Origin of the sequence: Streptomyces sp. NEAU-YJ-81, from assembly GCF_017592595.1 — a bacterium.
Lineage (GTDB): Bacteria > Actinomycetota > Actinomycetes > Streptomycetales > Streptomycetaceae > Streptomyces > Streptomyces hygroscopicus_B.
Map to the genome: position 1 here is coordinate 1 of NZ_JAGFNO010000035.1, position 19,181 is coordinate 19,181.

The following is a 19,181-nucleotide window of genomic DNA, read 5'->3' on the forward strand; positions in this document are numbered from 1 at the left end:
CAGGCGCAGGCAACGGACGCATCGACATGATCTCCCCCTCGCCCCCAGGAAACAGACCCGACAACGAGCAGTGTCCACCGCACCCGAAGGTCATTTCAGGTGAACCATCACATCGACCAACAGAGTCCTTCAGGTCAAGGAGGCCGCCCCGGATGCCCTGGAAGTTGCTGATCGCTGGCACCTGCTCCAGAACCTGTCCGCCGCGGTGGAGAAGACCTGCCACCAGCATCGCAACTGCCTGCGCAAACACAGCGAAGAGGAAGACAGCGACGCAGACGCAAGTGCCGGAGCCGATGCAGTTACCGCCCGCCGAGCTGCCCCGCACCCAGATCATCGAACGGACCCGCCACCGCTACGAGGACATCCACCGGCTGCTGGAAAAGGGCTGGACGATCAGCGCCATCGCCCGCCGGCTGGACCTCGACCGCAAGACCGTGCGCCGCTTCCGCGACACCGACCTCGACCAGCTGCTGGTCTCCGCCCGCGACCGACGGCCCAACGGCGTCCTGGAACCGTTCAAGGCATACCTCAACGCCCGCTTCACCGAGGCACAGGGCCAGGTCGGCGGCACCCGCCTCTTCCTGGAGATCCGCGAACGCGGCTACCTCGGCAGCCGCCAAGTCGTCCGCAAACACCTCGCCGCCCTGCGCGCGGGCACCGCCGAACCCGTCCGGGCCGACATCCCCAGCCCGCGGAAGATCACCTCGTGGATCATGCGGCCGCGCGACACGCTCACCGAGAGCCAGGAGGAGCGGCTGCTTCAGGTCCGGCTCGCCTGCCCCGACATCACCCGGGCCTGCGACCTCGCCCGCGCCTTCGCCGACCTGGTGCGTCACCAGCGCGGACACCTGCTCCAGCAGTGGATCCGCCAGGCCGAGCAGGACGCTCCCAAGCCGATGAGCGGATTCGCCGGCTTCCTCCGCCGGGACCTCGACGCTGTCACCGCCGGCCTCACCCTCCCCTGGAGTTCTGGAGCCGTCGAGGGACACGTAAATCGGGTGAAAACACTCAAGCGGGCCATGTATGGCCGAGCCTCATTCGAGCTCCTCCGGACCCGCATCCTCACCCAGCCATGACCTTCACGGAACTGCGGACAGAGCCATTTTCAGAGGTTCTCATCACTGCCAGATCATGGAAACGAGCAGACATCAGGCGATCCACGATATCGCGCTCACCGGGCGCCGGCCCCGCGCCGGGCCGCCATCGGGGCGGCTCCGTAGGGCAGCGCCCGGACGCGCACCGGCCCCCTCGACATGGCGTCGAGGGGGCCGGTGCGTTGGTAGCGGGGACAGGATTTGAACCTGCGACCTCTGGGTTATGAGCCCAGCGAGCTACCGAGCTGCTCCACCCCGCGTCGGTCCGCCTACCCTACACGGCGCGGGCGAAGGGGTTCGACGTACTCCACGCCCCTGGTGTTCGGTGCGGGAGCGCCTTCTCTGGCTCCGGCAGCCTGACGGATGCAGTCGAGTCAAGGGCCGAACTCAGCTACCCGCGAAGCGGACGGCATGGGCCGACGCCTGCGGATCGGTAGCCGCCAATAGCCGGGAGCCCTCCGCCTCCAGCGCCTCCCGGTCAGCGATCCCGAGCCGCCCGAACGGCTCGACCAGGACCGCCGCCTCACCTCGCCGCCGCTCGAACTTCCACGTACCGCCGACGAATCCGTCGACCAGGACCGTGCCGCGAACGATCCCGTTGGCCGTCATCACCCGGCCCGGAGCCACCTCCCCGAGAATCCGGGACCGGTCGGCGTGCGACAGCACCAGGTTGTCGAAGCCGGCGACGAAACGCGCGGGCACCGGGGTATCCGGGTCGGGCAGGCCCGCGTCCGGCAGGTCGTACAGCACCCGTCCCTGATCATCCCGGTACGTCCGCAGTCCCAGCCCGGCCACGACCTGGCGCAGCCCCGTCAGCCCGGACCACTTCTGCAGGTCGGCGACGCCCGCCGGGCCGAAGGCGCCGAGATACCGCCTGACGACGGTCTCCGGGTCGCGGCTTTGGACCGCCCGCCCCAGCCACTCCTCCACGGTCGCGTACACCGGCTGCCCGCCCTTGCCCCATACCCCGCGCGGCGGCAGCTGCACGAGGGGTATCCAGTTGCGCAGTGCGTTCACCAGTGAGCCGGGATCCGCCTCCGGCCACCGTTCGCCCAGTGCTGCCCGCAGCTCCGCCGGGTTCCGTGCCCGTTCCCTCACCAGCATCCGCCCGGCAGCTATCAGCTCCTCCCGGTCCACGCTCCGCATTCCGGGCGCCCAGGTGCTGCTACGGAACTGGCGGTCGAGCATCGGCTGCACCAGCGGCCGCAGCGCCAGGGCGTCCGACGCGCTCACCAGATGCACCGTTCCACGCATCAGCACGATCCGCACCGCGCGGCGTTCGGTCATCAGTCCCGCCAGTTCGGCGAACGAGAAGCGCTTCAGCCGGGTCCAGAGTCCGACGTATGGCGCGTCCGGCGCCTGCGACTGCATGCCCACCAGGTGCTCGATCGCATCCAGAGCGGACATCTCGGAGCGTTCCAGCAACAGCTGGCGGTCCAGCAGAGCCCGGTTGAGTGTGCGGCGGTCGAGCACGATGTTCGGCATGAGGGAACGCTACCGACCCTTGCGGACAGGTTCCGTCCGCACGATGGAGTGGCCCCGCAACGGCTGTTCCGTCTCACCGGTTGGCCGAGCTCACTGAAGATTGACCAGCTTCGTCGATTGGCGCTACCTGCGGTGATCTTTGAGATCGCCGGGCTTCATTGCCTCTGTGCAAGAGGCGAGTGGGCCCCTCCCGGGGAGGGGCCCACTCGTTCGGGTCGAGCTCTTCTTCAGGCAGATCACGAATCCGATTCGCAGAGCGCGTAGGCCCGGATCTGACCGCCGTACCCGGTCGTGTGGCTTTTTGCCACCCACGACTTCTGGTTGCTGGCAGACGGGGCGTTGGCGTCCACCGTGTCTGCGGGAGACCCGCCGTTGGTGTATGTGGGGTTCCATTCGTAGCCTCCACCGATGAGGTGGGTCCCGTCCGGGCAGGTCGCTCTGGAGAGCTCACCTCCGTTGGCCCAGTTCCCTGCTACGACCTGGGTAGACGAAGCTGCGGCCGTCGAGGCCGTTGTCAGTCCGAAGGCGGCAGCGGCAAGCAGGCTGCTGGCTACGGCAAGTCCAGTTCGCAGAGTCTTTCGAATGAGCACGATTCTCCTTATCCGTTTCGGTTCGATAGCGGAACTCGGACGATAGGGCGGCGATGAGCCCAAGATCATGACTTGGGCCGGGAGATCATCCGATTGAGGGGAGTACCGGCTTCCGAAGTTTGCTGTTGCCGCCGGGCCACACCAGTCGCTCAGCGCCGGGTTGCTACGCGCCTGCTTCTACCCATGGCAGCGACCGTTTGATGGCTTGCGCGTGATCAGGACTGGCCGATAAGACTGCGTTGAGACAGGACAACGACTGGTGATCACGCCTCGTCCTCCGTCACATACCGCCGAAGCGCCCGCCCCCGCCGCCGATGCGAGAGGCGCAATGGGCTCCCAACCCGGTGTACGCCCGGCTGGGCAGCGCGGGCGGACACCGGCCGGTCGGCCAGGGGAATCAGGCGCAGGTGTCGAGCATGCCGGTCAACGCGGCATGCTCCTCCTGGTCCGTGGTGAGGTCGTATCCGTGCTTCACCGAGATCCAGGCCCGCGCGTCAGTGCAGTGGTAGCTCGCGAGGTCCGGTTGCCAGTCAGAGGGGTCCGGGGTCCGAGTAGGAACGGAACAGAAAACCGGTGCAGCCGTCAAATCTTTTGACGGGCCGTGAGTTGGGCTGCCAGGGTGCGCCCATGAGTGACGACCCGACGATCGGCTTCCTGAAGGCGGACGTGGCGCGGTTCTGCGCCGGTCTGGAGGAACTGGCCCCGGCGATCCGGCTACGGCTGCTCGTCGAGCTGCGAGCCGCGCTGAACGAGGTGACGGACGCGGCCTTGGACGAAGGCATGGCCGCGGCGAAGGCGGAGGGCTGGGGGCTGAGGCAGATCGGCGACCAGGTGGGCCTCTCGCACGAGAAGGTCCGCTACCGGCTCGCCCAGGCCGCGGGCAGGGGCGAGCCGGCCGGGGAGCCGTGCTAGACCGTGGTGGTCTTCTCGGGCTTGGCGGTGGAGCGGAGCTGTCCGCCCTGGATCTCGACGGGCAGGGCGAAGCTGTAGCGGCCGTGGAAGTTGATGTGCGCGAACTTCAGCGGTGAGAGGCGGGCGATGTCCTCGTCGCGGACGTGGATGCCCTCGGCGCGCATCTCGCCAATGATCTTCTGGAAGTACACCGTGTTCCACAGGACAACGATGTTGAGCATCAGCCCCAGTGCCCCGAGCTGGTCCTCCTGGCCTTCGCGGTAGGACTGCCTGAGTTCGCCCTTCTGTCCGTGGAAGATCTTCCGAGCGAGTTCGTGACGCGATTCCTGCCGGTTGAGCTGGGTGTTGACCCTGCGGCGCAGGAGTTCGTCGGTGAAGTACGAGGACAGATACGCGCTGCGGTCCAGGCGGCCGAGTTCCATGACGGCCTTGCCCGTGGGGGTGGGCTTGCCGCCGGGCGCGAGGACGCGCAGGGCCTCGGAGGCTTTGATCGTGCCGGAGTGCAGGGACCCGGCCAGGCGGAGCATCTGATCCCAGTGGGCGGTGATGTGCTTGAGGTTGATCTTGTCTCGGGTGACCGGGTTGAGCGGGCCGTAGTCGGCGTCCGGATCGGCGCGGTAGAGGGTGGCGCTGCCGACGTCGGCCAGGCGCGGGGAGAACTGGTAGCCCATGAGGCGGAAGAGCCCGAAGACGATCTCACTGGCGCCGTGCGTGTCCGAGGTGATCTCGACCGGGCGCAGGGCCGTCTCCTGCTCCAGGAGGCCGTCGAGGATGTAGAAGGAGTCGCGCTGGGTGCCGGGGATCAGGATGCCGTGCAGGCCGCTGAACTGGTCCGAGAGGAAGTTGTAGAACGTCACACCGCGTCGGCGGGTGCCGAAGTACTTGGGGTTCGGGCCGGAGTTGAGGGTGCGGATCGGGGTGACGAAGCGCAGGCCGTCGGCGGAGGCCAGCTCGCCGCCGCCCCACGCCTGCACCAGCGGCAGGCGCATGTGGTAGTCGACCAGGCGGGCGTTGGCCGTCGACAGGGTCTGTGCGCGGATGTAGTTCTGCTCGACCCAGAACAGGCGGTCGCGGTTGAGGGCATCGACGCCGTCGTGGACGATCGGCTCGATGCCGACGTTGGTGGCCTCCGAGGTGAGGACCGCGGCCACGGACAGGGGAAGGTCGTCCATGCGCGAGTTGGCCTCGGAGACGTGGGTGAAGTCGGACAGGTAGGGCACCCAGGAGTCGACCTCCAGCACGATCTCGGGAAGGTCGACGGCGGGCATGCGCGCCTCGATCTCCTTGTTCAGGTCGATCAGGGAGGCGGGCTCGTCCAGGCGGTCCAGGCCGGTGAGGATGATGCGGTCGCGGCCGCCCTGCTGCTCGATGCGGACGTTGGGGTTGGCCGCCAGGCCGTCGGCGAACTCCCGGTGGGCCTTGTCGAGCCGGTCGGTCCAGGCACCCAGGATCTTGTCGGGCTTGGGGTCGAGGTCGAGTTCCTCGCAGACCCGGGTGCGGGCCGCCTCCCACGCGGCGTCTTGCAACAGGCGGGCGTTGGGGTCGCCCCACTTGCGCAGGCCCGGCACGAACACCTCGTGTCGGTGCAGGGCCGTGCGCAGGGCCTCGGCGGAGGCGACGACCAGGGCGCGCTTCTCGACGCTGCCCACGGGCATCGGCGGGGGCGGGAAGACCAGGCGCCGCCAGGCGGAGGTGAGCATTCTGGCGGGGACTTCCCACGCCTGGATGGGGCGGCGCCGGCCCTTGAGCGACTTCACGAAGCCGATCGCGTCCAGCACCGGTTCGCCCGCCGGGCTGGCCTCGAAGGTGAACGTCTTGAGCAGGCCGGGCAGGAAGCGGGCGATGGTGTTGTAGCGGGCGGCGAGCATCTGCTCGGCGCCGTCGTCGGGCTGCTGGGCGAGGACCTTGACGGTGTCGGCCGCCGCGTGGACGGGGCCGACGTCCATCGCGTCGAGCATTGCGCGTACGTCGCCGTCGGGGTCGGCGGCCGTGGTGCAGATGGCGAGCCAGGCTTTGCATAGCTCGATCGCGGCGGCGTCGAGGTCTTTGAGCGTCCGCAGTCTCTGCTTGGTCATCTTGGTGGCGGAGCTGCGGATGATGTCGCCCATCACCAAGTCGAAGACCTCGATCGCCTCGTCGGCGGCGAGCTGCGGCATGACCGCGGCGAAGGCGACCAGGGTGGCCAGGCGCCGGTCGCCGGCGAGGTCGGAGACGGCCTGGGCGCGGGCGGCCTTGGCGAACCGCACCAGTGCCTGGAGTCGTCCCGGCGGTATCGCGTCCAGGTTCCACGCGTGGCCGCCGAAGGCGCGCAGGGATTCGTAGCGCTCCAGGGCCTTGCCCACCCCGTTCGCGGAGATGTCGCGCGGTGAGCGGCGCAGGCGGTCCAGCTCGGACAGGCGCTTGCCGGCGGGGACGACGACCAGTTGCTGCAGACGTTCGGCCTGCTCCGTGGTCGGGGCGGCGGCGAGGATGGCCCACAGGCGTTTCTCGGCACGCTCGCGGGTGCCGGAGACCAGGCGTTCCAGCACGGTCACCCCGGGCAGCACCACCTTCTTGTCCACCAGGCGCTTGGTCGCGAGGTCGAACAGCAGGGTGGGACGTTCGTTGCCGACCCAGGCCCGCTGGTACATCCAGCGGGCGAGCGCGAACCACTGGTCGAACTCGAACTTCGTGTACTCGTACTCGGTGCGCATCTGCTCCTGGTGGTCCCAGCGGGCCTCACTTGTGCCGTACCCGGCGAGCTCGCCGGGGTCCAGGCCGAGCTGCTCGGCGACATAGCCGACCACGACCGCGGGCACGTCCTCGGGGTTCTCCAGGAAGGTGCCCAGATAGCGGAGGGTGCCGAGCTGGAGGGCCCAGCCGATCCGGTTCCGCGCGCTCCGGGCGGCCATTGCCCGGCGCCGTGCGGTCTGATCCAGCAAGAAGGACCCGGCGAGCTGTCCCTCGTCCGGATCTTCGGTGAAGTGACCGAAGCGTTTGCGCTGTTCGTCGCTCAGAAAGTTGGTGGGCACCGGACCGCTCCTTGATCCGTCGGCGTGATTCGCGCGCGACGGTGCCAGGCGGGCTGACAGTGCGTGAGGTGATCCCCGATTCCAGCGCAGAGCATCACCCCATGTGATAGGCGGGCGGGGCGGCTTTACGTGGCGGCGGTGGGCTCCAGCCGGTGCAGGTGAGCTGTCCACGGGCGGCACTCACGTCGGCGAGCACAGCCTCGTACTCGGCGCCGACGGGCGAGATCATCGAGACGGTCACGGTGAGCAGGGCCTTGGCGCGGCCTTCACGGACTTTGGTCCGTGTCACGAAATCGGCGCACGATCAGCCGGACCGGGATCCGTCGGCTGATCGTGCGCCGGCGAACGCGATGTTCACGGAGCGGTGTGTCTGGTGTGCGTCTGGCTCGTGTGCGGTCAGCGGGCGGCGAGGGTCTCGGCGGTTTCTGCCTCGGCGGTGACCGCAGGTGTTGTGTTCTTGGGGCCGCGGAAGACGATGTAGACGAGCAGGGCGCCCATGACGGCGGCGCCTGCCCACATGGACTGCTGCCAGCCGTCGACGAAGGACTGCTGGGCTGCGTGGAGCAGGTCCTGGGCGTGCGGGCCGGCGTTGCTGGCTGCTTCGACAGCGTTGGCAACGCCGTCGCGGGCGGTGTCCGCGGTTCCCTGCGGGATGCCGTGCAGCCGGTTGTCGATGGCGCTGCGGTAGCCGTTGGCCAGCAGCGCGCCGAGCAGAGCGACGCCGAGTGCGGTACCGAACTCGCGGGTGACGTCGTTCAGGGCGGAGGCCACGCCCTGCTTGGCGCGCGGCAGGGACGCGGTGATGGCGGTGGTGGACGGGGTCATCGACAGACCCATGCCCAGTCCCATGGCGAGCAGTCCGGGCAGGATGGACAGGTAGCCGCCCTTGGCGGAGACGAGCAGGGCCATCAGTACGAGACCGAGTCCGGCCAGCGCGATGCCCGCGGCCATAGTGGAGCGGGAACCTATGCCCGCGGCGAGCTTGGGGGCCAGGCCGGAGGCGGCCATCATCATGACGGCCATGGGCATCATGGCGGCCGTGGACAGCAGCCCGGACCAGCCGAGCACGGCCTGGAAGAACGGGAAGAGGACCACGCCGATGCCCGCCTGGACACCGAAGACCACCAGCAGTGTGATCGAGCCGCCGCTCAGGCCGCGCTCGCGGAACAGCCGCACGTCCAGCAGTGCGCTGTCGCGGCGGTGCAGCTCCCAGGCCACGAAGCCGATGGCCGCGAGGAGACCGACGGCGAGGCTGATCAGAGTGACGGGGGCGGTCCAGCCGCGTTCGGGGCCTTCCTGCAGGACGAAGATGAGGCCGGTCGCGGCGAGGGTGGAGAGCAGCGCCCCGGCGGTGTCGAAGCGGTGGGCCGAGGTCTCGCGGGAGTTGGGAACCGACTTCGCCGTCATGGCCAGGGCCGCGAGGATCAGGGCCACCGGCAGAGCGAACAGCCAACGCCAGGAGGCGACGTCGACGAGGAGGGCGGAGAGGAACATGCCCAGGATGCCGCCGCCGCCGGCGACGCCGGTCCATACGCCGATCGCCTTGCCGCGCTGTTCCTCGGGGAAGGTAGAGGTGATGACGGCCAGGGTGATCGGCATGATCATCGCGGCGCCGATACCGCTGGCGACGCGTGCGGCAATCATCACCTCCGCCGTCGGGGCCAGGGCCGAGACGACGGTGGCGACGCCGAAGAAGCCCAGTCCGGCGAGGAGCATGGGCTTGCGCCCCAGGCGGTCGCCGATGGCGCCGAGCGGCAGCAGCAGGGCGGCCAGGGCGAGGGTGTAGATGTTGATGATCCACAGGACCGTGTTCTGCGAGGCGCCGAACTCCACTGCCATGTGGGTCTGCGCGACGTTCAGCCCGGACACCGAGGCGATGACCGACATCAGCGCGAGGGAGACGGTGATCAGGACCGTCCGCAGCTGACGCGCGTCTGGGCTGCCTTCGCCACTGGCTGGCGCGGCTTGTGGGGGCTGGGGTGTGCTCATGGATTTCCTCACAAAATAGGCATGCCGAGCTGACGCCGGGCAGGGCCGGCCGGTGGGTGAACGGGGCGGGTTGGGCCGGGCTGGTCGGCCGGGCCCCCGGGAGGCGTTGTCAGGGGGCGGGTGTCTCGCCCCGCGCGGCGGCGAGCGCGGCGTCGGTGTCCGCGGTGACCAGCACGGCGTTGATGTGGGAGCCGGCCAGGGCGCCGGCCGCGGCAGAGGCGCCGACCTGGGCGGCAAGGTCGGTGGCGTTGCCTGCCACCCACACGCCCGGCACCTCGGTGGTGCCGGCCATGCCGGAGGCGAAGCGGCGGCCCATGTGGTCTGGCAAGTCCTCCATGGGCAGCTTCAGCGCGTCCAGGCCCTCGGTGCGGGCCTGCATCTGTGTGGCGACCGCGAGGACGCGGCGGCCCACAACCTGGCCGCCGGTCAGGCGCAGCCCGGCGAGGGTGCCGTCCTCGTGGTTGACGACCTCCTGCACCGGGGTGTCGACGATGGGGATGTTGCGGGCGGCGAAGCGGGCGCGGGTGTCCTCATCCAGGGCAGTGCCGTGGGTGAAGTAGGTCAGGTCCTCGGTCAGTTGGCGGAACAGGAGTGCGTGGTGGACGGAGGCCGGGCCGGTGGCGAGGACGCCGATGGGCTGGTCGCGGACCTCCCAGCCGTGGCAGTACGGGCAGTGCACCACACTGTCTCCCCAGTGTTCGGCGAGGCCGGGGACCTCGGGCAGCACGTCCCGCAGACCCGTGGCCACCAGGAGGCGGCGCGCGGTGATGCTGTGGCCGTCAGCCAGGGTGAGGGTGAAACGCAAGTCTCCGTCGGCCGACGGGGCGGCAGAGGCGGCAGAGGCGGCAGAGGCCACCGTGCCAAAGACGATGTGTCCGCCGTACTGGCGGACCTGCTCCCGGCCCCGCCGGAGGATCTCGCGCGGCTCGGTGCCGTCCAGCACGATGAAACCGTGCATGGCCGCAGCCGGCGCGTTGCGCGGGGAGCCGTTGTCGATCACGACGACCGACCGGCGGGAGCGGGCCAGAGTCAAAGCACCGTTCAGCCCTGCGGCGCCCCCGCCGATCACCACTGCGTCGACGGTTCCACCGGGCAGTGCGTCGCTCGCGTACGGAGAAGTCGTCACAGCCATGTCCTCCTGCTCTTTCGTCATGCGTGGTCCCAGACACTGCGGACCATCTACACAGACGCTAACCCCGCATTGCATCTAGGGCATATAATGTTGCCCATGACGCAAGAAAGTGGAGAGCTGGACGGCCTCGTACGCAAACGAATCCGCGCGCTGCGGGTGGCGCAGGGCCTGTCACTGGAAGAACTGGCCACCCGCGCCCACCTCAGCCAGTCCTCACTGAGCCGCATCGAGAACGGCCAGCGCCGCCTCGCACTGGACCAGCTGGTCACCCTCGCCCGCGCCCTGGACACCACGCTGGACCAGCTCGTGGAGACGGCCACCGACGACGTCGTCACCAGTCCGACGATCGACAGCACCCACGGCCGGATGCGCTGGACCCTGAAGGCCGACCCCGGCATGAGCGTGGTGCGCCAGCGCCTGACCGACCCCCCGCCCGACAACCCCGCCCGCATGCGCGCCCACCCGGGGCGCGAGTGGCTCGTCGTACTGTCCGGCACCGCGATCCTCATGCTCGGCCAGCGCCGCTTCCGCATCGAGACCAACCAGGCCGCCGAGTTCCCCACGATGATGCCGCACGCGATCGGCGCCGGGGGTGGACCCTGCGAGATCCTGGGTCTCTTCGACCGCGACGCCCGCCGCGGCCACCAGCGCGACGACGGCGACGCTCAAGGCCCTCCCGAATGACGGCGCGAGCCGCACGACGGCCTCCGCAGCGGCGCCCTTTTGCGTGTTACGCAGCACCTACGGCCATCGTCTTGCGCAAACAGGGAGACAGTACGCCTCTGGCGCATAGTCGACCTACGGTGAAGAGCATGAACCAAGCACACACGCACACCCCCCACCACGGCGTTTCGCACGGCCACCACCACGAGCAGGACACCAGCGGCCAGGCGGAGATCCTCGACCTGGACGCCGAGGTCCTCGCCGAGCACACCGCCTCCATCACCGCGTCGCTGCCACTGAAGACCGCCCCCGGCCACATCGTGGACCTCGGCTGCGGCACGGGCGCGGGCACCTTCGCCCTCCTCGACCGCTTCCCCGACGCGCACGTCACCGCCGTCGACACGTCCGCCGAACACCTTCAGCGCCTGCGCACCAAGGCGTGCACCCGCGGCGTCGAGGAACGCGTGCGCACCGTGCAGGCCGACCTCGACGACGACGCCTGGCCCGACCTCGGCTCGCCCGACCTGATCTGGGCATCGGCATCGATGCACCACATGACCCACCCCGAGCGCGCGCTGCGCACCGTCCACGACGCGCTCGCGCCCAACGGCCTGTTCGCCGTCGTCGAACTGGCCGGCCACCCCCGCTTCCTGCCCGAGAATGCCCCCAAGGACCGGCCCGGCCTGGAAGAGCGCGTCCACGCCGCAGCCGACCGCCGCCAAGCCGAACACATGCCCCACCGCGGCGCCGACTGGGGCCCGATGCTGACCGCCGCCGGCTTCACCGTCGAGGACGAACGCACCATCGCCGTGGACATCGAGGGCGACCGCAGCGAAGCGATCGGCCGCTACGCCCTCGGCGTCCTGCAGCGCATCCGCAGCGTCATCGCCGACAGGCTCTCCCCCGAGGACCTCTCCGCGCTCGACCGGCTCCTCGACACCACCAGCCCGCACAGCATCCTGCGCCGCGACGACCTGACGGTACGCACCGAACGCACCGTCTGGGCCACCCGCCGCGCCTGACCCCTAACACGGGGTGCCACGCCCGGCGCGGTCACGCGGAACCAGGCCGTCACGTCCGCGTGGCACAAGGGCATTCTCGCAAATGACCATCTGTGCGAGTTCTGCGAGAGCCCCGGAACGTGATCCGTTTCCGCAGGTCGCGATTTGCAGAAGTCCTCTCAGAACTCGGGCGTTCTGCGAGACACCTTCTGCGACACTCATCGCGTGGATCTGACGCCCGATCAAGCCGCAGACGCGGTAGAACGCAACGACTGCCCCAAGTGCGAGGCGCCCGCCGGGAGCGCGTGCCGAACGCGCGGCGGGAAGACCGCGACGAAGTACCACACGCCGCGCTTCGTCCTCATCGCCGCGCTGCGCGAGGAACTCGAAGTCCTCATCCCCGCAGACCGCTCACCCGGCCGCCCCTGGAAGCAGGGACCGGCCCCCGCCGCGGTGCCCGCGCAGCGCACCGCGAAGCCCATCCGCATCGGGTACGCCAGGACGTCAACAGCCCGCCAGGAGCTGGCGAGCCAGCTCGAAGCCCTCCGAGAAGCGGACTGCCACAAGATCTACCAGGAGCAGATCAGCACCCGGATCAAGGTCCGGCCCGAGCTTCAGGCCGCGCTCAAGCTGGCCCGCCAGTTCAAGGAAGCCGCCCCCGACACCCCGGTCATCTTCACCGTCCACGAGCTCAAGCGCCTCGCGCGGAACGCGGCCGAGTTGATGACGCTGTCCGCCGAGCTCCAGGCCGACGACATCCAGCTCGAACTCCTCACCGGCCCGCTCGCCGGCATCTACGACCCCAATGGCATGGGCGCCATGTTCTTCGCCGTCCTGGCCGTCGCCGGGCAGATTGAGCGCAACTACATCCGGGAGAAGACCCTCGAAGGACAGGTCAGCGCCGCGAAGAAGGGCAACCACGGCGGACGCCCCAAAGTCATCGACGACGACATGCTCACCTTCGCCCTCGCGCTTAAGGACAAGGGGGTCCCCGTCCCCGAGATCGCGGGCAAGCTCACCATCAAGACCGGCAAGAACAAGGACAAGCACCCCTCCGTCGCCTCGCTCTACCGCGCGTTCGCCGAAGCCGAGCAGGCGGCGGAGGTGCGCTCGTGAGCGCAGAGACGGACGCCCACATCACGGCCCGTCAAAAGATTTGACGGCTACACCGGTTTTCTGTTCCGTTCCTACTCGGCCCCCGGGCCCCTGTCGCTCTTGGTCCGGTTGGAGCGGGCCGAGACGGCGATGAGCTGCGAGTGGGCGAGATCGTTGGCGAACGCCCGGCGGTCCGCGGTCGTCCACTGTGAGGCGCCGGACCGCCACGCCTCTTTCAACGGCACGACATGGTCGATATCGATCTTGGACGCCGCGTCGAGCACCACGCCGTCGTACGCCGAGCGCCAACTGCCGGCCGACGCCCGGCACTGCCCGTCCTGGGTGACGCCTTCGCCGTCCCGGGCGAGCACGACTTCCCGGGTGTCGCAGGTGCCGTACTGGGTGGCCCAGTGGGGGAACTTCGCCCGGCTGTATCCGGGGACATCGTCCTCGGGCGCGACGGTCAGCTCGTCCAGTTCCGCCCGGGCCTCCTCAGCAGTCGGGGGTTCCGGGAGTTCGGATACCGATACGGGAACGGTGGCGGAAGACGGAGTGTTCGGTGCAGCCCAGCTCAACGGAGCGGAACCGATGAAGCCGACGGTTGCCAGGATGGCGGCTGCCGCAGCGGCCCAGCGACGAATCATCATGACCGTCACCGCGACGTGCCCCTCCAGGCCGAACGCTCAGTTTCCGGTGGCTGTCACCCCAAAGTGGATGTGCGGCACCTGGACTCCATCTGTCCTCAAGGCGCTCGGGATACGGGACTTAGTTGGTCCTCGGCGAGCCGGGTTTCCCGCGCGGGAGGCACCACGCGGACTGGAGGACTTGTGTCAGCCGCAGTCGTTGCGGTTGATACGCAGGGATCGGGTCTGGTCGTTGAGGTTGTAGCCGCGCAGGTCGTGGATCGAGCCGCCGCTCTTGGTGACGCACACCCACCGACCGGAGAAATTCCGCTTCTCGTAGACGCGTGCCGTGCGGCCGGAGTTGTTCCGCACCGAGCTGCCGCGATCGCGGATGGCGGAGGGCAGGTCCTTCACGCTGCCGTCGACGGCCCGCTTCACCCACGGCTGCCCGCCGAAGCCGGTCTCGGGGTAGATGCACACGTAGCCATCGGGGCAGTCGATCGCCGCCGATCTGGCGGCCGCCGGCGCGGCAGCGGGAGCCGCGGCGGTCAGGAGGGGCACGGTCAGCGCAGCGGCCACCAGGCCGCGGGAGAGATGGTTCATGCCCCCATTGGACGGCCGCAACGCTGCTCGCGGGGACGCCGGGAGACGAAACCACACGATCGAGGAAATATGGCCACTGAAGGTGCACCAGCGGTGCACGCTTACGTTTCTGCATCATTCCAGCCCCTGGGGGCCTGCTTCCAGGACGGGCTCACAGGAGGTGCTGGAGCCAGACGGCGATGATGCTGACCGCGGCGGTGCCGGTGCCGTAGCAGGCTCCTTGCAGCACGAGACGGGTGGCGGTGCGACGGCGGCTCAGGGCCCAGCGGGCAAGGCGGATCGCCGGATTGACCGGCTTCTTGCGCGCCTCGGCCGAGGCGGGATTATGCTGCATGGCAGATGTTCCTCTCTGGAGACATCGTGCTGGGAGCCCGTCCGATCCGTGGCCTTGGAACCGGAGATCGGAGTCGGGCTCCTTTGCTGTTTCGGTGTCAGCGGCGGCTGGCGAAGTGGTGGAGCCGGTCGGCCAGGCGTCGGTCGGGGCGGTGGACGATGCCGCAGCCTGGCGCGCGGGATGCCAGCCGTTCGACCTCGGCTTCCAGACAGCCGGTCGGCGCGCTGGCCGTGGAGCCGTTCGCGCCCACGTATTTCGCGACGACCTCGAGCGCTTCGAAGAAGCCGTCATCCGCGCCATCGTCCATGGACTGGATGAGCTGGTGGAACCAGTGCTGGGCCTCGCGGTCCTCGCCGAGCTCGTAGTGGCGCAGGTGGAGGCAGTAGGCGGCGGCGCGGTGGCCGGCGCCCGCGGCCAGCTTCCACCAGAACTCGGCACTTTCGGGGTGTCCGGTCAGATACAGCAGGCAGCCGAAGACCAGGGCGCCGTCGATGTCCAGCTGCTCCGCGGCCGCTACGGGATCCGGCTCTTCCCCGGCCTGGGCGGGATCCTCGGCCAGGCGGTCGACGTGGCTGGCCGCCCCCGGCTCGTTGAGGACCCAGCGCGAGACCACGCTCAGGCGTTGCTGGGCCTGGGCGGCCCGGGCCAGGTCCGGGTTCGGGGAGGTGAGAGCGGCATCGGCGGCGAGCCGGCGAAGACCGGCTGCGACGTCGAAAGACCGGGAAGACGTGGGGATGGCGGCATCGGCCAGGAGGGCATCGAGAGCGGTCACTGTCCGTTTCCTTCCTTGGCTTCCTGGGATTTGGCGGGGAGTCCCAGCTGCACTCGCAGACGTTCCTTGGCTTTGCGGCAGTGGTAGTCCACGGTGCGGTCGCTCAGGCCCATGAACCAGGCGATCCGGGAGGTGGGGTATTCCAGGATGTAGCGCAGGACCACCACGTCGAACTGGCGGGGCGGCAGCTCGGCTATCGCCTCGTACAGGCCGGTGCCGCTCTGCATGACCCTCAGCTTGTCCCGGGCGGCACGCAGGGCCTGTTCGATCGGGCCGTTGATGACGAATGCCGGCGGCCGTCCCTCGGTCTCCAGCCTCCGCCCCACGATCCGGCGTACGACCGCCCAGGCGCGCTGCTCCAGGTTGCCCTCCTGCAGCAGCTGATCCCAGCTCGCAAGGATCTCCAGGAACGCCTTGTGGATCGCTTCCTCCGCCGCTCGGCGGCCGCCGAGCTGGGTCTCGGCGTAGTCATGGAAGAGCTCCTGGTGCCCGAGGTAGAAGGCCTCGAAGTCCAGCGGGAGCTGCAGCGGAACGCGCACCGGCTGAGGCGCTCCTGCGTCCGGAGACGCGGCGCTTTCGGAAGTGCTGTCACCGATCACATCGGCCTCCCGGCAGCGTCACGCATCGCGGGGACATCCATCGCACGGTTCCTCTTCGTCGAGGTGGGGTGGACACGGCGCACAACAGGTGTACGTCGAAGGCTTCTTGGGCCTCGTGTTCCACCTAAGCGATTTCCCGGCCGAACCACGCATCCGCAACCCGAGAAAAACTACTCAGTGATCTCCAGCAAGCACGGTAAGTAGTTTTATGTGAAAATACATGACACTTGATCAAAGCCCTGACCAGCGCAAGCGCAGACGCTGCGCTTGCCGATAACTTCATCCGCGCAGGTCATGCGGCATGCTGGTATTCGTGGAGGAGGCCGCCGAGGCGATCACGTCGTCGTATGTCGAGGCGGGCTAATGTGTCCGGATTGTCGATCGGCGCAGGTAATGGGTGCAGTGGGCGGGCGTTGGCGATGCCCTGGTGTGGTCGGTGTCCGTTGTAGAACTGCTCGAACTCTCGTAGGGCGTGGAGCAGGTGCCGGTGGTTCCAGATCAGGGTGCGGTCCAGGAGTTCCCGTCTGCAGGTCTGTACCCACCGTTCCATGAGCGAGTTCATTCTCGGCATCTGAACGCCGCTGAGGACGACCTTGATCCCCGCATCCGCCAGGACGGCATCGAACAGGTCGGGGAACTTCCCGTCCCGGTCCCTGATCATGTAACGCGCCCGGCAGCCCACGTCCTCAAGATCCATGACAAGGTTCTTCGCAGCCTGCGCCACCCACGCTGAATTGGGGTGCGCGGTGGCACCCAGCACCCGGATCCGTCGGCTCGCGTGCTCGATGACGGCCAGCACGTACATCCGAGCCCCGGACAGCGTGACCGTTTCGAAGAAGTCACAGGCCAGCAGGGCCTCGGCCTGGGAGCGCAGAAAGTCCGCCCACGTGCTGGAGGACCGCTCGGGCGCCGGATCGATGTTGGCCTCCTGCAAGATCTCCCAGACGGTGGAAGCGGCCACCTTCACGCCCAGGACGAGCAGTTCACCGTGCAGGCGCCGATACCCCCAGCCGGGGTTCTCCCGCGCCAGGCGCAACACCAGGGCCCGCACCGAGTGCACGGTCCGAGGCCGTCCCGAGCGCCTGGGCCGGGAGGCGGCAGCATGGCGGCGGGCGAGAAGGTCGCGGTGCCAGCGCAGCACCGTGTCCGGACGCACCAGCAGCCGCACTCCGCGGAGCACGTCCATGGGGAGCCGGTGCAGCAGCGCCGCCAGAAATGCCCGGTCGCTCGGGGTGAACCGCACCCGATTCTTGCCGAGTTGGCGCTCCAGCACCATGATCTGGTGCCGCAAGGCGAGTATCTCAACAGTCTTGTCTCGATCGCCCATCGGTAGCAGGCGCAGCATGGCGAACGCATTCGCCACGCCCATGTAGGCCAGTCGCAGCAGCACAGTCGATCATCTTGCCGCCGCGAGCGCCGGCCTCGCGAGAGCGCCCGATCGGGCGACTACGCCGATCGACCTCCGGTACACCGTGCGCACCGCATCCCACCAGGGCGGATGATATTTTCGGCAAGCGCACCTCTGCGATCTGTCTCGCTACGGCGCCACAGAGCCGGATACGGCGCTCGCGCCCTGGGAGTGCCCCATCTGCCGGCGGACGACAAGGGGCTTTGCCCTGCCTTGACGCGGGGCGCACCCTGGCAGCCAGGAACCCCACGTGCGAGCTGCCTGCGAAAACCGGCCCGGAGAGATCAGCAGCAGTCCGCCCTCCCCCTGTCGCATGGGGAGCACGACACCGTGCTCCCACCGCGAAAGGTGGTCGAGAGCCGACAAGGGGTCCTTATGCCTCTCGATGCAGAGAGCATCCGAATCGATCGGGTGACCCCGGGGGCCTGCGGTTGACGACGGCGCGCAGGGACTCGGTACGGCGCGGTAGGTCTACCGGATCGGGTGACGGACGAATCGGGCACCGTTGACACGTCTGCGAGTTGGGAGCACGAGGGCTCCCAGAGGGCTCCCACTTACTCCCAGCCCGGACATGGTTAAGGCCGCCTCCGCTACCCGCGGAAACGGCCTCCGACCTGCGATGATGCTGGTCGGGACGACAGGATTTGAACCTGCGACCCCTTGACCCCCAGCGTGCGACAACTCTCCGCGACGGTCCGTTGCGGACGGTAGCGGTTCTGTTCGGGGTCGTACACAGCCGTACCAAGCTCTTCTGACCGCTTGCGGCAGCCTCGCACCGATGCGCCCCCTGTAAACACCTACCGAAGCGTGCCCCGCGATACCCTGGCCATATGTCGATTCAGGTGCCCGAAGACCTTGAGGCCCGCCTGCGCCAGCTGGCCGCGGCCCAGGGCATCACCGTGGACGAGCTGGTCACCAAGGAACTCACCAAACTCGTCGTCTCGCGCCCCGTCCGCGCCCTCCGCGGCAAGGGCGTGCTGCACGCCGACAGCAGCGCACCCCACGCCCGCGACCTCAAGGCCTACATGCGCGGCGAAGCGGACGACGCGTGAAGCTGATCGTCGACGCGGGCCCCGTCTTCGCCTACCTCTCCGCAAACGACCCTGACCACGCCCGCTGCGTCGACCTACTGGAGAGCTTCGACGGCGAGCTCGTGATCCCCCAGCTCGTCCTGGCAGAGGTCTCCTATTTCATCAACACCCGGGTCAAGCGCGCGGTCGGCGCCAAGAAGGCTGCCGAGGCCGAGCTCGCCCTCATCGAAGACATCACCGCAGGTGCCTTTCGGGTCGAACCTGTCGAAGAGCGGGACTGGCCCCGGATCGCCGAGCTCGTCGGCCGCTATCACGACTTCCCGCTCGGTATCACCGACGCCTCCGTCATGGCCGCGGCGGAGCGCCTGGACACTCCCAAGATCGCGACCCTCGACGCCCGCCATTTCCACGCCGTCGCCTCCGCACGATTCGGGCACTTCGAGATCCTCTAGAGATCTTTAACAGTGCGGGTTACGTGAGGGCGGGACGGCTGTCGTGGGCCACAGCCATGCCGGGAAGATGAAGCATCGCGACACGGTGGTTTACTGGCGGCGGGCGTTGACTTCGGGCGGTCAGCAGGCCCTGGCTTCCAAGGGCCCCCGCGTTCGCGGTCACGATCCGGACAGCCCGGCTCGTGAAAGCCCGAGGCAAAACGCCCAGTCAGGACTCACGTGTTCGCCGACTCGGACTCGGTATCGGCACGCTCGTGTGTGTCTTTGCGATAAGCGCGCAGGGAACGACCGGCGTGGCGGAGTGCGAGCGCCGCTGCGATGGTGCTCAGACCTGCCCTTGCCGGAAACCTCATCCGCCCTGGTGGGGGCGGTCCTTCGGGTTTCCCG

The 19,181-nt window shown here is 68.7% G+C and carries 19 protein-coding genes and 1 tRNA gene; 7 read left to right on the forward strand and 13 right to left on the reverse strand.

What is annotated here, in order from left to right; all coding sequences use genetic code 11:
• The coding region (locus tag J5X86_RS42630; RefSeq protein WP_208521995.1) for a hypothetical protein at nucleotides 1-229 on the reverse strand (229 nt) is incomplete at its 3' end.
• A 52-nt stretch (nucleotides 230-281) separates the two neighbouring features.
• Here J5X86_RS42630 and J5X86_RS52195 point away from each other — a divergent pair.
• On the forward strand, nucleotides 282-1,076 hold the full coding sequence (locus J5X86_RS52195) for a transposase (RefSeq protein WP_208521996.1): 795 nt from the start codon (nucleotides 282-284) through the stop codon (nucleotides 1,074-1,076).
• Between the two features lie 201 nt (nucleotides 1,077-1,277).
• Here the strand turns inward: J5X86_RS52195 and J5X86_RS42640 are convergent.
• A tRNA-Met gene (locus J5X86_RS42640) sits at nucleotides 1,278-1,354 on the reverse strand.
• Between the two features lie 127 nt (nucleotides 1,355-1,481).
• Complete coding sequence (locus J5X86_RS42645; protein ID WP_208521997.1) at nucleotides 1,482-2,579, reverse strand: winged helix DNA-binding domain-containing protein; 1,098 nt, start codon at nucleotides 2,577-2,579, stop codon at nucleotides 1,482-1,484.
• A 1,217-nt stretch (nucleotides 2,580-3,796) separates the two neighbouring features.
• Here J5X86_RS42645 and J5X86_RS42650 point away from each other — a divergent pair.
• A complete protein-coding gene (locus J5X86_RS42650; protein ID WP_208521998.1) occupies nucleotides 3,797-4,081 on the forward strand; it encodes a hypothetical protein in 285 nt (94 codons plus the stop codon).
• On the opposite strand, the gene J5X86_RS42655 is transcribed toward J5X86_RS42650, so the two are convergent.
• The 4 genes from J5X86_RS42655 to J5X86_RS42670 form a co-directional block, all read right to left on the reverse strand.
• On the reverse strand, nucleotides 4,078-7,092 hold the full coding sequence (locus J5X86_RS42655) for a Tn3 family transposase (RefSeq protein WP_208521999.1): 3,015 nt from the start codon (nucleotides 7,090-7,092) through the stop codon (nucleotides 4,078-4,080). The genes J5X86_RS42650 and J5X86_RS42655 overlap by 4 nt on opposite strands.
• A gap of 94 nt (nucleotides 7,093-7,186) precedes the next feature.
• Entirely contained in the window at nucleotides 7,187-7,381 is a 195-nt protein-coding gene (locus tag J5X86_RS42660; protein WP_208522000.1) for a hypothetical protein, read from the reverse strand.
• Nucleotides 7,382-7,488: 107 nt separating this feature from the next.
• Nucleotides 7,489-9,081 (reverse strand): MFS transporter, encoded by a 1,593-nt coding sequence (locus tag J5X86_RS42665; protein ID WP_208522001.1) that lies wholly within the window; start codon nucleotides 9,079-9,081, stop codon nucleotides 7,489-7,491.
• Nucleotides 9,082-9,190: 109 nt separating this feature from the next.
• Nucleotides 9,191-10,213 carry an NAD(P)/FAD-dependent oxidoreductase gene (locus tag J5X86_RS42670; RefSeq protein ID WP_208522002.1) on the reverse strand — a complete coding sequence of 341 codons (1,023 nt, stop codon included), beginning with the start codon at nucleotides 10,211-10,213 and terminating at the stop codon, nucleotides 9,191-9,193.
• Between the two features lie 96 nt (nucleotides 10,214-10,309).
• Here J5X86_RS42670 and J5X86_RS42675 point away from each other — a divergent pair, with 96 nt between their 5' ends.
• The 3 genes from J5X86_RS42675 (at nucleotide 10,310) to J5X86_RS42685 (ending at nucleotide 12,993) form a co-directional block, all read left to right on the forward strand.
• Nucleotides 10,310-10,897, forward strand: coding sequence for a helix-turn-helix domain-containing protein (locus J5X86_RS42675; RefSeq protein ID WP_374229395.1), 588 nt, complete (start codon nucleotides 10,310-10,312; stop codon nucleotides 10,895-10,897).
• A gap of 128 nt (nucleotides 10,898-11,025) precedes the next feature.
• Nucleotides 11,026-11,898: a trans-aconitate 2-methyltransferase gene (locus tag J5X86_RS42680; RefSeq protein ID WP_208522004.1), complete on the forward strand. Its 873-nt coding sequence runs from the start codon at nucleotides 11,026-11,028 to the stop codon at nucleotides 11,896-11,898.
• A 204-nt stretch (nucleotides 11,899-12,102) separates the two neighbouring features.
• Nucleotides 12,103-12,993 carry a recombinase family protein gene (locus J5X86_RS42685; RefSeq protein WP_308124883.1) on the forward strand — a complete coding sequence of 297 codons (891 nt, stop codon included), beginning with the start codon at nucleotides 12,103-12,105 and terminating at the stop codon, nucleotides 12,991-12,993.
• 71 nt (nucleotides 12,994-13,064) lie between these two features.
• Here the strand turns inward: J5X86_RS42685 and J5X86_RS42690 are convergent, their stop codons facing one another.
• The 6 genes from J5X86_RS42690 to J5X86_RS42715 all read right to left on the reverse strand — a co-directional run bounded on the left by J5X86_RS42690 (nucleotide 13,065) and on the right by J5X86_RS42715 (nucleotide 17,293).
• Nucleotides 13,065-13,619, reverse strand: a complete 555-nt coding sequence (locus tag J5X86_RS42690; protein ID WP_208522005.1) for a DUF1524 domain-containing protein — start codon at nucleotides 13,617-13,619, stop codon at nucleotides 13,065-13,067.
• Between the two features lie 183 nt (nucleotides 13,620-13,802).
• Nucleotides 13,803-14,198, reverse strand: a complete 396-nt coding sequence (locus tag J5X86_RS42695) for a peptidase inhibitor family I36 protein (protein WP_208522006.1) — start codon at nucleotides 14,196-14,198, stop codon at nucleotides 13,803-13,805.
• Between the two features lie 151 nt (nucleotides 14,199-14,349).
• On the reverse strand, nucleotides 14,350-14,532 hold the full coding sequence (locus J5X86_RS42700) for a hypothetical protein (protein WP_208522007.1): 183 nt from the start codon (nucleotides 14,530-14,532) through the stop codon (nucleotides 14,350-14,352).
• Between the two features lie 97 nt (nucleotides 14,533-14,629).
• On the reverse strand, nucleotides 14,630-15,304 hold the full coding sequence (locus J5X86_RS42705; protein ID WP_208522008.1) for a hypothetical protein: 675 nt from the start codon (nucleotides 15,302-15,304) through the stop codon (nucleotides 14,630-14,632).
• Nucleotides 15,301-15,900, reverse strand: coding sequence for a sigma-70 family RNA polymerase sigma factor (locus J5X86_RS42710; protein WP_208522055.1), 600 nt, complete (start codon nucleotides 15,898-15,900; stop codon nucleotides 15,301-15,303). The genes J5X86_RS42705 and J5X86_RS42710 overlap by 4 nt, the downstream gene beginning before the upstream one ends.
• A gap of 295 nt (nucleotides 15,901-16,195) precedes the next feature.
• Nucleotides 16,196-17,293 carry an integrase core domain-containing protein gene (locus J5X86_RS42715; RefSeq protein WP_208522009.1) on the reverse strand — a complete coding sequence of 366 codons (1,098 nt, stop codon included), beginning with the start codon at nucleotides 17,291-17,293 and terminating at the stop codon, nucleotides 16,196-16,198.
• Between the two features lie 848 nt (nucleotides 17,294-18,141).
• On the opposite strand from J5X86_RS42715, the gene J5X86_RS42720 reads away from it, so the two are divergent.
• Together J5X86_RS42720 and J5X86_RS42725 are read left to right on the forward strand one after the other, a co-directional pair.
• On the forward strand, nucleotides 18,142-18,363 hold the full coding sequence (locus tag J5X86_RS42720; RefSeq protein ID WP_208522010.1) for a hypothetical protein: 222 nt from the start codon (nucleotides 18,142-18,144) through the stop codon (nucleotides 18,361-18,363).
• Nucleotides 18,360-18,794, forward strand: coding sequence for a type II toxin-antitoxin system VapC family toxin (locus J5X86_RS42725; protein ID WP_208522011.1), 435 nt, complete (start codon nucleotides 18,360-18,362; stop codon nucleotides 18,792-18,794). The genes J5X86_RS42720 and J5X86_RS42725 overlap by 4 nt, the downstream gene beginning before the upstream one ends.
• The last annotated feature ends 387 nt before the right edge of the window (nucleotides 18,795-19,181 follow it).